Annotated in this window: 7 protein-coding genes; all 7 read left to right on the forward strand. The window is 64.4% G+C overall.

The window, feature by feature from the left end; translation table 11 throughout:
* The first annotated feature begins 7 nt into the window (after positions 1 to 7).
* Genes BMG03_RS01065 through BMG03_RS01095 form a run of 7 tightly spaced genes read left to right on the forward strand, consistent with a single transcriptional unit; the run spans position 8 to position 13,231 of the window.
* Complete coding sequence (locus BMG03_RS01065) at positions 8 to 610, forward strand: phage connector family protein (RefSeq protein ID WP_075775287.1); 603 nt, start codon at positions 8 to 10, stop codon at positions 608 to 610.
* Positions 607 to 2,832, forward strand: a complete 2,226-nt coding sequence (locus BMG03_RS01070) for a phage tail protein (RefSeq protein ID WP_075775286.1) — start codon at positions 607 to 609, stop codon at positions 2,830 to 2,832. The genes BMG03_RS01065 and BMG03_RS01070 overlap by 4 nt, the downstream gene beginning before the upstream one ends.
* Complete coding sequence (locus tag BMG03_RS01075; protein WP_075775285.1) at positions 2,832 to 3,425, forward strand: hypothetical protein; 594 nt, start codon at positions 2,832 to 2,834, stop codon at positions 3,423 to 3,425. The genes BMG03_RS01070 and BMG03_RS01075 overlap by 1 nt, the downstream gene beginning before the upstream one ends.
* Complete coding sequence (locus tag BMG03_RS01080; protein WP_075775284.1) at positions 3,422 to 5,512, forward strand: hypothetical protein; 2,091 nt, start codon at positions 3,422 to 3,424, stop codon at positions 5,510 to 5,512. The genes BMG03_RS01075 and BMG03_RS01080 overlap by 4 nt, the downstream gene beginning before the upstream one ends.
* Positions 5,509 to 8,331, forward strand: coding sequence for a hypothetical protein (locus BMG03_RS01085; protein WP_075775283.1), 2,823 nt, complete (start codon positions 5,509 to 5,511; stop codon positions 8,329 to 8,331). Before BMG03_RS01080 ends, BMG03_RS01085 begins: the two co-directional genes overlap by 4 nt.
* Complete coding sequence (locus tag BMG03_RS01090) at positions 8,328 to 10,814, forward strand: hypothetical protein (protein ID WP_075775282.1); 2,487 nt, start codon at positions 8,328 to 8,330, stop codon at positions 10,812 to 10,814. Before BMG03_RS01085 ends, BMG03_RS01090 begins: the two co-directional genes overlap by 4 nt.
* Positions 10,811 to 13,231 carry a sialate O-acetylesterase gene (locus tag BMG03_RS01095; RefSeq protein ID WP_075775281.1) on the forward strand — a complete coding sequence of 807 codons (2,421 nt, stop codon included), beginning with the start codon at positions 10,811 to 10,813 and terminating at the stop codon, positions 13,229 to 13,231. Before BMG03_RS01090 ends, BMG03_RS01095 begins: the two co-directional genes overlap by 4 nt.
* The last annotated feature ends 1 nt before the right edge of the window (position 13,232 follow it).

A 13,232-nucleotide genomic window follows, 5' to 3' on the forward strand; every position in this document is an offset into this window, starting at 1 on the left:
GGTACGTATGGCCTTTTCCGCTGCCACGTCGATCATCGTCGCCCAGGCGTTTCGCTATCTCGAGCTCGCACCGCCGAGCTCGTTTGGCGATGACAGCGAGAAAGCGCGCGACGCGGCGGAGATGTACCCGGTCGCCATGTCCTCCTGCCTCGCGGCCTGCGACTGGAGCTTCGCCTCGACCTCGGTCTCGCTGCCCGCATTGGCTGCCCTGCCGACCGGCATCGCAGCTGAAGACGCCTATCCCTACAGCTACCAACTCCCCGGCGACTTCGTGAAAATGCAGGAAGTCGGCGATGGTGACGTCGACTTCCGGATAGACGCCACCGGGCTGCTGCGCGCTGATGCCCCTGCGCCCTTGCGCGTTCGCTTCACCCGCCGGCTGACCAACGAGGCGATCCTCCCGGCAGATTTCCAAGACGCGGTGGCGCTTCGGCTCGCCTGCTATCTCGGAAACCGCGATATCGGCACCACGTCGAAACTCGATCGACTTGAGCAAATTGCAAAGACGCGTTTGCAGGATGCAATGCGCGGCGATCGCGGCAACGCCTCCTCGCAACGCTATGACGGCCGAGACGATGAGGGCTTCTGGGCCGACGAGGTGACGCTGTGACCCGGTCGGCCCCCGCTCAACGCTCCTTCGCGAGCGGCGAGGTCTCGCCGCTCCTGTGGTCGCGCAACGATTACATCCGAAACCAGACCGGGCTGCGCACCGCGCGCGGCTTCCTGCCTCTCCTCGAGGGCGGCCTGACGCGCGCGCCGGGCACCTGGTACAAGGGCCGCACCAAAGGTGATCAGGCCCCACGCCTGATCCCGTTTCAGTTCGCGATCGACGATGCGCTGATCCTCGAATTCACGCCCTTCGTCATGCGCGTCTGGCGCTATGGCGCGCTTGTCGAAAAGGATGGCGCGCCTTACGAGCTCGCGATCCCCTATGACGCCGCCGCAATCGACCGGATGACCTATGTGCAGTCCGCCGATGTGATCTACATCGCCGATGGCGCGCGTCCGGTGCAGAAGCTCAAGCGCTTCGCGCTCGACAACTGGGCGCTGGAAGAAGCCGCGTTCAGCAACGGCCCCTTCCGGGTGCAGAACCTCGACAAGGATTTCACGATCTCTCTGGCCTATTCGGCCGCGGGCGACCCCGAAGTCGAGCTGACTGCAAGCGCCGACGTGTTCACTGCGGGTCATATCGGCGCGCTCTTCATGTTCGAGCCTCAGGGCTATGAAAACATCGCGTTGTGGACGTCGAATACGGACGTCGCGGTCGGCGATTACATGCGTAACGGCGGCAAGATCTACAAGGTGACCGCAGGCACCAATACCGGAGTGCAGCCGCCGATCCATACTGACGGGATCGAGCTCGCCGATAAGGGAAAAGGCATCAAGTGGGAGTTCATCAGCGACGGCAAGGGCGTGGTCGAGATCACCGCCGTGACCGATGCCACGCATGCCACTGGAAGCATCACGCGAAAGATGCCCCCGAACCTGGTCGGGGGCTCGACCTATCGCTGGTCCGAGGGCGCGTGGTCTGACGAGCGCGGCTACCCGGCCTGCCTCGAAATCTACGATCAGCGCCTTGTGTTGGCCGCCAGCGAAAGCGAGCCGCGCACGCTGTGGTTCTCTTCCGTCGGCGGCTACACGGATTTCGAGCCCGGTGTCGAAGCGGACCAGAGCTTTGCCTACACGATCTCGGGCCAAGCCTCGATGAACCGCATCATCGGCCTGCGCGGGGGCAAGCGTGCGCTGCATATTTTCGCGATCGGGCAAGAGCTCTCCACTCGATCGGATAGCCAGAACCAAGTGATCGGCCCGACCACCACGGTGATCGGCGTCGACAGCAGCTATGGCAGCTCGGGCGCGGTTCCGATTTCCCCCGATGGAAACCCGATCATCATCTCGCGCGATGGGCGCCGTGTGATGCAGATCTCGTACTCCTTTCAAGACGACGCGAACACCACGACCGACCTCTCGCGGGCCGCTGCGCATTTCGGCGAAGAGATCTTCACGCAGATCGCTTGGCAGGGCTCACCACAGCGACTGGCTTGGATCACGCTCGCGAGCGGTGACCCCGTCGTCATGCTGTTTAACCCGACCGAAGAGGTGCTGGGCTGGGCCCGCGTCCCGCTCGCAGGGGGCACCGTCGAGAGCTTGGCCGTGACGCCGGCAGGCTCCGGGGATCTGGACACGGTGACGATGGCCGTGCGGCGCACCGTCGACGGCGAAAGCCGCTGCTACATCGAGGAACTCGCCGATATCTACTCGGCCTCGCCGCTCGCGGATTTCTACGACATCAACCACCTCTTCGCTGGCTTCAAGATCCCGACCACCAGCGCAGAGACCAGCTTCTCGATCCCGCATCTCGCGGGCGAGACCGTATATGCCTGGACCGATGCTGGCGAATTCGGGCCGCTCGATGTCGCGGCGGACGGAACGCTGACGCTGCCGCGCGCAGCAAGTCGCGGCGTGATCGGCCTCTTCGACACCTCGCACCAGGCGGAAACGCTTGGTGTCACCGCTGCCTCTCCCGAGGGCGACATGACCGGCCGCAAGCGCCGGCTGCATGCGCGCGTGGGCGTGGCGATCATGCGCACCGCGCAAGGCTACATGCGCGCGATCGAACGTGACCTGCCGCACGCTGTGCGTGAGCGTGCCCGGGTCGCGATCGTCCCGGCGCAGGTCAGCGCCGATCTCACCGAGATCTATAGCGGCGAAGTCGCCGTGGACGTCGAGAGCGGCATGGCGACGGAAGTGTCGCTGCGTATCGAGCCGCATGGTGGCGCACCGCTGACCATCACCAAGATCACCCCCACAATTCAGGAGGCAGGTCGGTAATGTGTAACCCCGCCTTTCTTGCTCCGTTGTTCAGCACCGCTGGTGCGACGGCCGCCGGCGCCACCGCTGCCGCCTCCCTCATCCCAGCAGCTGGAAGCGCAGCCGCGGCAACCGCCGGTGCCGCAGCGACCGGGTTCTCGGCGCTGCAAACGATCGGCACCATCGCCTCGATCGGCGGTACGCTCTATTCCGGCATCGCTGGCGCTAAAGCCGCGCAGGCGCAGGCTGACGCAATCGGTCAGCAAATGGAGACGGAAAAGCAGCTCAACGCGATCGAGGACAATCGGCGCCGCAAAGAGATGCGCAGCGCGATCGCGCAGCAGCGTGCTGAGCTGGCCGCGCGTGGGGTGCAGCTCGACAGCCCGACCGCGATCGCGCTGGGGCAGGCTGCCGGCCGCGAGCTGTCCTTCGAGAGCCAAGCCGTGCGATCAGGTGGGCAGGCCAAGCAGATCGAGCTGAGCTCCGCCCGTCGTGCAGCGCTGGCAGATAAGACCAACTCCTGGCTGCGCGGGACCACCTCGGCGGCCGGCAAGTTCCTCACGGCCGCACCCGAGCTCTGGCCGGGCTTCGCACGTGGCGGGGTGCTCCAATGACGCTGACCGTCCCGAAAGCTGGCGTCGTCGCCGGACGCTCCGCGACCCCGACCATCTCCCAGCCTGACATCGGCGGGGCCGTAGCTGGTCTCGGCGACACGATGATGAAGGTCGGCACCGAAATCGCGCGCGAGCAGCGCCAGCGTCAGTATTCCGAAGCCCGGATCGAGATGATGAAGGGGCTGAACGATCTGCGACTGGAATTCGATCAGGTCGGCGACCCCGACGTGATCGATCGCGAATTTCCGGCGCGTGCCAAGGAGCTTAAGGCCCAGATCGTCGGCAAGCTCGATCCACATATCCAGGAGGATGCAAGCCTCCTCTTCGACGAGCTCGAGGTGCCCCATAGCGCCGCGATTGGCCGACAGGCGATCGGCTTGCGTCGCAGTGTCTCGATGGCGCAGCTGGCCCGCACCACCCAGACGACGGTTGAGACGGCCGGCACCGCTGACCCTGCCACGCAGGCAACCTATGTCGACATGCTCGACGAGCACCTCAATGACCTCGTCGCCAATGGCACGATCACGCCCGAAGATGCCCAGCTTCGCCGTCAGAAAGCGATGGCGGAGATGCGCACGACGCGGGCGACGAAGCTGCTCAGCACCGATCCGCAGGCCCTGATCGACGGGATCGACCAGGGCGAATTCTCGGGAATGGACCCGAGCCAGATGCAAGGGTATCGCGCCCGCGCCTCCGCACAGCTCGCGGCCGATGCAAAGGCGGCGCAGGTCGAGGCCGACCGCGCGCAGAAGGAAGCGCTCAGCCAGGCGACCTCATTCCTCAAGGATGGCGCGACCGTCTTCGGCAAAGGGCGGGCCTGGACTGGGGCCGATCAGGCCGATCAGCTGCTCAAGGATCCGCTCGTCGCGGCCACGCCGGAGGCGCGCGAGTATATCGGTGCGCAGAAACTCTTCGAGCTGATGCCCGAGTTCTCAAAGCTGCCGATCGCGGAGAAGGAAAAGGCACTTGCCGAGCAGCGCAAGAAGCCGATCTCGGAAGGGTTCGAAGCGGATGTCGCGGAGGCGATGCAGAAATCCGTCGATGCCGATCGCAAAGGCTTCGCCGATGATCGCTTCGCCTATGCCGCCAAGATCGGTCTCAACCCGGCCCCGCCCTTGCCTGACCCCACGACGGCCAGCGCCGAAGAGCTGAGCGCCGCGATCACGAAGCGCGCGCAGTATTCCGCCTCGCTGACCCAGATGGGCTACGTCAACGACTTCAAGCTGTTCAGCCCGGAAGAGGCCGCCGTCTGGAAAGAAAAGGCCGGGCTCGATGCGCCGCCGGCCGCCCGCGCGAAGCTCGCCATGTCGCTCGCTGGATCGCTCGGCAATGACACTTGGCGTGTCACCAAGGAGATCGGCGCCGGGCCGGTCTTCGGCTATGTCGGCGGCCTGCTCGCGCATGGTGGCACCGAGAGCCTTGCGCGCGAGATCTTCTCCGGCCAACGCGCTTTGAAGGACAAGGACGTCCAGATGCCGCCGGTGGCGGAGCGGCGGCAGACCTTCTTCAAGGATCTCACGGGCCTCTTCGACGACGGCACGCGGGCGGGGTCACGTGACGAGACCAAGGTGCGCAACGAGGTGCTCGACGCTGCCGATGCGCTCTACGCCTATCGCGGCCGTGGCGATCCGAACGCCATGGACGGCACGGTCAGCGAAAGCGATTACCTTCAGGCCGTGCACGAAGTCATGGGCGGCTCCGGTGAATATGACAGCAGCTCGGCGAGGGGTGGCATTCAGGAAATCCGTGGACACGTGACGATCCTGCCGCCGACGGTCAGCGGCGGTGATGTCGAAGGCGCGATCGCCTGGGTCCACAACGCAGCCCGCACGAACTTCAACGAGAAGCTGTGGCGTAAGATCTCGATCAATGGCGCCCTACCGCAAGTCGGTGGCGAGTCGCTCTCCGCGCCGGGCAACCAGGCGACTTGGAACAACACCTATCTGCGCGCTGTCGGCGGGAGCACCTTCAACCTCATGGTCCACAATCCGGCCACTGGCCGCGAAGAGTACGTCTATGGCGATGACGGTAAGCCGTACACCTTCGACATCAAGCCGCTGCTCACGGAAACGGAGGGGCTGCGATGAGCTGGTTCCTCGATCGCACGAACGAAGACAAGCCGGAGCTCGAAGGCGCGATCCCTTCCGGTCTCGATCAGTTTATTGGGTCGATCGAGAGCAGCTACTTCGCACAGGACAGCCACAACCGGCGCGAGAGCTATCGGATCGACCTCGAGAAAGAGATGGTCGACGCGCTCGGTGGCTGGGACCAGGTGCGCCCCCAGGATCCAAACCAGGTGGCGCAAGGCGCTCTCGGCCTGCCGCAGGTCGATGCCGACTATCTCGGCGGTCTGATCGCTGACGCGCGGATCTACAACCCCGGGAAATTCGCCAACCTCCCGACCAATCGCGACGAGTTCGAGCAGGAGGTGAAGCGCCGCTACACCCGCGACCAGGAAGAGAACGATGCAAGCCTCGCGCGCGGCAGCAGCTCGGTCTCGAAATTCGCGGGCTCGCTCTTTGGGGCGGCCACCGACGAATACTCGCTTCCCCTGCTCTTTCTCGGCGGTGGCGGATCCGTCGCCCGGGTCATGGCCATGGAGACACTGCTCGGCGCAGCCGGCGAGGTGCCTGCGGTGATCAAGCAGAACGACGTCCGGACGTGGCAGGGCAAGGATCCGGTGACACCCGGCGAGGCGGTCGCCCAAGTCGCGATCGGCGGGGTGGCTGGCGGTCTCTTCGGTGGCGCCGTCGCGGGGATTTCGCACATGCTGCCGAAGATCACGGGCAAAACCGGCGCGGCCCGCAAGGGCGTGATCCGCGGCGTCGAGTATTTCCGCGAGCGTGTGCGCGGAGAAGGTGCGAACCGACCTGCAGAATTGAATGGCGGAGAATATTCCCAAGGGATCGACGCGGCAGAGCAGGCGCTGCGCACCGGGCAAATGCCCCCGGTGGGCAAAGATGCCCCGCAGAACTGGGCGCAGATCCGCAACGGGATTTTCGCGGGCGAGAGCGGCGGGGATTACAATGCTCTCTTCGGCTTCTCGAACCGCGAGGGCGGTCCGTTTGCCGACGTGAAGCTCACCGAGATGACCGTGGATCAAGCAATCGCGTTCTCTGACCCCAATGGGAAATACGCCCAATGGGTGAAGCAGAAGATCGGCCGGGTCGCGACGCCGATGGGTGCCTATCAGATCGTGGGAAAAACCTTGCGAGCTGCCAAAAAAGGTCTCGGGCTCAAAGGTGACGAGCTGATGACGCCAGACCTGCAGGAGCGGCTCGGCCAGTACATCTTCCGGACGCAGGGGGCTGAGGCCTGGGCGGGTTATCGCGGCCCGCGCGACAGCTTCACGCCAACCGACGGCGGCAGTTACCAGGGCGTTGCGTCAACCGGCGACGGCTTCTTCGATCCGCGCGTGGGCGGCGAGAGCGGCCCGCGCGGAACGAGCGACTTCCCGAGCGAGATCTCGACGCCGGCCGGTACGCGCGTGCCGGTCGAATGGAAGATCGTCGACATGGCCGATCTCAAGGCCGCCAGCGGTGACCTGCAGCCGCGCGACCGCTCCCGCGCCGCCAGCGATGCGCAGATCGGCGAGATCGCCGCGCGGCTCGATCCGCAGCGTTTGATGCCGTCGCGCGAAAGCGATCGCGGCGCGCCCATCGTCGGGCCCGACATGGTAGTCGAGAGCGGCAACGGCCGCGTCGCAGGTCTTCGCCAGGCGATGGGCCAGAACCCGGAGGCGTATGCCGCCTATGTCGATCAGATCAAGGGCGTGGCCGATGTTCCCAAGGGCGTGAAGAACCCGGTTCTGGTCGGCGTGCGCAAGGGGGACCTGGCCCCCGCCGATCGCGTGAAGTTCGTGCGCGAAAGCAACATGAGCTCGATCGCGCGGATGGCGCCGACCGAGCAGGCGAAGTTCGATGCTGGGTTCCTCGATCAGCGGGCGTTTGACGCCTATGTGCCAGGCGCAAAGTTCAACGCCCCCGAGAACGCGCCCTTCGCGCGGCGCATGCTATCGCTCATCCCGGCGGAAGAACGCAGCGCCTTCCTTGCGGCCGACGGCACGCTCAATCGCGATGGCATCCGCCGCGTGCGCGAGGCACTCTTCGCGCGCGCCTTCGAGGCGGATGATCTGATCAAGATGTTCGCCGAGACGGAAAGCAAGCAGGTCGAGAGCCTGATCGGCATGCTGGAGCAGATCGCGCCCGACTGGGCTTATTTCCGGGCGGCGGTTGAGGCCGGTCATATCCGCCCAGAATTCGACATCACGCCCCAGCTGATGGAGACCGTGCGCGTGATCGCCAAGGCGCGCAGTGGCGCGCGCGCCGGGCAAAGCGTGATCGCTGCAATCCGCGACAAACTCGCCCAGGGAGACATGTTCGCGACCCGCGACGATCTGAGCGAAGCGCTGATCGATGCCTTTTACAAAGGCGAGCGCGCCCGGGCACCGTCGGCCACCGAAGAGATCTTGCGCCGCTACGCCGCCGAGGCCGCGCAAGTGGGCCGCGCCGATATCGGCGACCTTCTGGGCGAGCCCGTCACGCCGCATGACGCGCTGCGCGCCGCTGTGGACGGCTACGATGGCAAGTCGCCCTTCGAGCCGATGGCGGGCCGCGAAGCATCCTCCGAGCCGCTGAGCGGCCCTGTGGAGCCGCTGCAGGACATCTCGGCCGTAGATCCCGCGCGTTATGCTGACGGCGCGCAGAGTGCCGCTGCGGAGCGCGTGGACGCACGCTTGGCCGATGAGCTGACCGCGGGGGATGTCGCCGGCCCAGATGGTTCCTTTCGTCTCAGCGCGGACACGAGCGGGCCCGAGTTCACCATGCGCGACGTCCTCGATGATCTCGACGCCGATCAGCGGCTGATCCAGCGCATGTCGTTTTGCAGCACAGGAGGGGGCGCATGAGGTTCGACGCCTGTATCGACGCGGCCGTGAAGGCCGGGGAAATCGACGCCGAGCGCGCCGCGGCCGTGAAGGCCGACTATCTCGATCAGATCGAGCGTTACAAGCTGGGCGGCATGAACGCGGCCGAGGCGCAGATCGCGGCCGGCGAGGATGTGCTCGAGAGTTTCATGAAGCGGGCCCGGGCGCGCCGGCATGCCACGCTGCGCCAGCTCGAGGTCATGGGGCGCAACGAGGCGCGCTATGCCAACGCCCATGAAAAAGACCCCGATATAGTGCTCAAGGATCTCGAATGGACCGAGGCAGAGTTCCACGGTCTCGAGCGTCAGTTCATGGGCGGCATCCGCGATTTCCTCGAGACGCACCGCACCAATATCATCGGCCAGGTGCGCGATCGGGCTCAGCTGATGGAGGTGACGCGCGAGCTGCATGGCGAGGCCTCGGGCAACGCCGCGGCCAAAGAAGTCGCCGATGCGATCAAGGCGCAATACGAGCGGGCCCGCACGCTCGCCAATGCGAACGGCATGGATATCGGCAAGCTCGAAGACTTCGGCGTGCCCCATAGCCATGATGCCGACAAGATCGAACAAGCGGGCTTCGAGCAGTGGTCGCGCGACGTCTGGGAGCGCGCCGACTGGCACCGGATCGAGAACTTCGCAACCGGCAAGCCCTTCAGCTTCAAGTCGGGCGTGAAGCCCTTCTATGACGATGTGCGCCCGTTCCTCGAGGATATCTATCGTGGCATCGTCACGCGCGGCTGGGACGATCGGGCGCCCTCGATGGGCATGGGCGCGCGGGCGCTGAAGAATTCGCGCAGTGCGCACCGGGTACTGCACTTCAAGTCGGCCGATGACTGGATGGCCTATAACGAGCTCTTCGGGCGCGAGAACCCGTTCGAGGGCGTGATCTCGCATCTGCGCGGAATGGCCCGCGATATCGCCCTGATGCGCAGTTTCGGGCCGAACCCGAAAGCCGGGCTCGAGCACGCGATACAGGTGATCGAGCGCGATACGTCGACGATCGGCGGCGAGGCTGGCCGCAAGGCCTCGGCTCTCGCGCGGCGAAAGGCAGCCAAGGCCCGGGTGATGATGCGGATCCTGTCGGGGGAAGCGAACCAACCGGCCGATCATGCGATGGCCACCCTGCTGGCTGGCACGCGCAACCTGCTCACGGCTGCGCAGCTCGGCTCGGCCAGTCTGAGCCAGGTGACCGATGTAGTTTCGATGCGGATCGCGGCCAAGGCACTGGCCTTAAATCCGAATGCTCCGATCAAGACGATGATCGAGATCTCGACCAAGGGGCTCGATCGGCAGATGGCTAAAGACTTGGGCTATGTGTTCGACACCTGGTTCGACACCGGCGCGGCCCAGGCGCGCTTCATGGGCGACATCTGGTCGCCCGAGCTGACCGAGCGGGTTTCGAACGCGGTGCTGCGCGGCAACGGTATGGCCTTCCTCACCGATCGCGAGCGCGTTGCCGTCTCGATGGCCTTCGGCTCCGATCTCGCCGATCGCGCCGGCCGCAGTTTCGACGCGCTCGAGCCAGAGCTGCGGACCTTCATGGAGAACCGTGGGATCAGCGCAAACGACTGGGACGCGCTGCGCGCGCCCGAGGCAATCTATACCGACCCGCGCGGCGGCAAGCATCTCAATCCGAACTGGTTTCTGGAACACACAAGCCTCGATCGCGCCGAGGCAGAGGACATCGCGATCCGCTGGTCAGGGCTCTGGCAGGCGCATCAGGAATACGCAATCCCGTCGTCGAGCCTGCGCGGACGCGCGACCTTCCTCGGCAACAGCGCGCCCGGCTCTTTCGTCGGCGAGTTCGCGCGCTCGAGCATCATGTACAAGAGCTATTCGCTCTCGGTCTTTTTCAACCAGCTCCGGCGCGTGCGCGAGATGCAGGGCTTCTGGACCAAGGCGACCTATGCCACCGCCTGGGTCGCGCAGATGACGCTAATGGGCGCGCTCGCGGTGCAGCTGAAGGAGGTCGCCAAAGGTCGCGATCCGCGCCCCATGGATGACACGCCATTCTGGATGGCGGCGTTCATGCAAGGCGGCGGCGTCGGGATCTTCGGGGATTTCTTCGCCTCCGAGACGAGCCGCGCCGGTGGCGGTCTCGCCGAAACGCTGGCGGGGCCGGTGGTCGGCATCGCTGGCGACGTCACCCGTGCCGTGGCCTCGAACGCCGCGCGGATCTCGGAAGGCAAGGCTCCGCTTCTCGGCCGAGACGTGGTGAAGATCGCGCGGCGCTACAACCCCGCCGCGACCTTCCAGCCGCTTTTGCCGATCCCGACGCGCGTCGCGCTCGATCGCATGCTTTGGGATCAGATCCAGCCCTTCCTAGACCCGGAAGCCGACAAGCAGTTTCGCCAGTACGAAAAGCGCCTCGCGCGCGACTACCGCACCACCTCCTGGTGGGAGCGAGGATCCTTCCTGCCCGAACGATCGCCTGACCTGAACAACGCACTCGGAGGCGCTCAATGACCGTCGAAAGCTATGCCCAGGCTCCGGCCTACACCATCTCGGGCGTCGGCCCCTACCCCATCCCGCATCCCTATTTGGCGGGCACGATCGTGGCCTATGTGCTGATCGAGGACGTTCCCACCCAGCTCGACGTGGCGGATTTCAGCATTGATCCGGCGACGGCAGTCGGCCAGGGGAACCTCCTTCTCACCGCCGCGGCTGCAACCACGCATGACGGGCAAACTCTTTGGATTGAGCGTGCCACGCCGCTCGAACAAGGTTGGATGGCTCGGGACGATGGCCGCGAGGCCGGAATGGAGGCGCAGCTCGACCAAGATGTGATGGGCGCACAGGAGGACCGCGCGCAGATCAATGCGGCGCTTCGTGCGCGAAAACCAATGGCGGCCTTCGATCCCCGGCCCAATCGGGTTCCTATGGTTCGTGCCGATGGGCTCGGCTGGGAAAACGGGCCAACGGCTGACGAGGTTGAGGCAGCTCAGGGCTATGCAGAGGCGGCGAAGGCATCCGCCGCCCGCATCGATCTCGGGGCACTTGATGCAGCTGTACAAGCCACGACGGATGACGCCTTGGCGACCGCGGCGGATCGTGAGCAGACTGGGTTGGATCGTCAGGCCGCTGAGAGCGCGGCAAGTACCGCCGCGGCAGATGCGAATGCTCAGATTGCGCCGAATGTGGCTGCGGCTGAAGCCGCCGAAGCAGCAGCAGTCGCAGCGCAGGGCTCCGCCGAAAGCGCCCGCGACGCTGCGACAGTGAACGCTGAGGTCTACACGGACATCGCAAGCGGCTTGGCAGCAACAGCTGACGCCGAGCAATTTCAAGTCGTAACCGGAGACGTCATTGTTCGCTATCGTAACGATGGTGGGGCAACTGCAACTGAGGTGGCGCGGTATCCTTCTGCAACATATGCACAAGATACTCGTTTCGATCTTGATGAGGCGCGCGAGCCTCTTGCCCGATACACTGGCAGCGATGATCTGGTCCCTCTTTTTACCGACGCATCGGGGCGTGTCCTGCTTGGGGTCAACAAGCAAACCGGAAGATTGACAACTGACGGGGACGTTGAGCGTGTGCTTGGCGGCCTATCGCAGGCAAAATACATCGGCTCCGGCCCTGTGTGGCCATTGGTAGCTGATGCCTCGGGCCGTGTTTTGCTCGGCGTGAACGAGATGACGGGTGAGGTTGTCGGCGCTTTGTCTGGCGGCATTGATGCCACGTCCTTCTCTGTTGAAGAATTGAGCGCGCCTGTCGATGCGGCAGAATATAACCACTTGCTGTTCTATGGCCAATCGCTGTCTGTCGGAGCCGCCTCTGGCTCTGTTATCAGCGTCTCTCAGCCATACAGCAATGTTACTTTCAACGGGGGGCCGCGCGCTTGGGACGGGGCTGCGTTCGATTTCAGCGCATTTAAGCCACTCGTTGAAGATGCTGTTTCCCCGGCGCCCGATGGTGGTACGAATAGGCAGGAAACGCCGTGCAGCGGGGCCGCAAATTTTGCCTCGACCGTTTTGGCCGCGGATGGGATCGCGCCAACCGATCACGTCATTCTGGCCTCAACCGCAGGTCATGGCAGCTACCGTATCGACCAGCTGGACAAGGCATCGGCCTGGTATCCAAATTTGATCGCGCATGTCACCGGGGCGCAAGCGCTTAACTCAGATCACGCAGTTCACGCGCTGTGCTGGATGCAAGGTGAAAATGACATTAGCGTATCCACACTGTACCAGACATATTACGACGCGCTGGAACGGTTGCAGGCCGATGTTGAAACCGATGTGCAATCCGAAACGGGTCAAACCAGCCCGGTTTACTGCCTGACATATCAAGTTAGCTTCGGTGCTGCCGTACATTCTGATATTGCACTCGCCCATCTCAATTTGGCGCAAAAATCGAACCGCTTTTTTCTGTCAACACCGATGTACCATTTCCCCTACACTGCCGGGGTGCATCTGACTGCCGAAGGTTACAAGTGGGCTGGTGCCTACTTCGGTCGAGCCTATGCGGAAATTGTTCAAGGACGAAAACCACGCTGGCTCAATCCTGTTTCTGCCACACGTCGCGGGGCGGAAATTCGGGTCCGATTTCAGGTGCCAACCCTGCCGCTTGTACTGGACACGACGACACTGGCTGTCACCACCGATTACGGCTTCCAGGTCACGGATGATGGCAGCCCAGCGGCCATTTCAAATATTGCGGTGCAGGGTAGTGATGTCGTTATCACGCTAGCCGCCGCTCCCTCTGGCACTGTGACGGTGAGGTATGCGCTCGACCACCTAGGCGCAGGCTTGACCATCACAAACGGAGCGTCAGGGAACCTCCGCGACAGCACGCCCGACGCGATCACCATCTCGGGTACACCTCGCCCTCTTTATCACGTTTCCCCGGCATTCGAACTCGCCGCAATCACCTTGGGAGAATAAC

The sequence above is a fragment of the Thioclava nitratireducens genome, from assembly GCF_001940525.2.
Lineage (GTDB): Bacteria > Pseudomonadota > Alphaproteobacteria > Rhodobacterales > Rhodobacteraceae > Thioclava > Thioclava nitratireducens.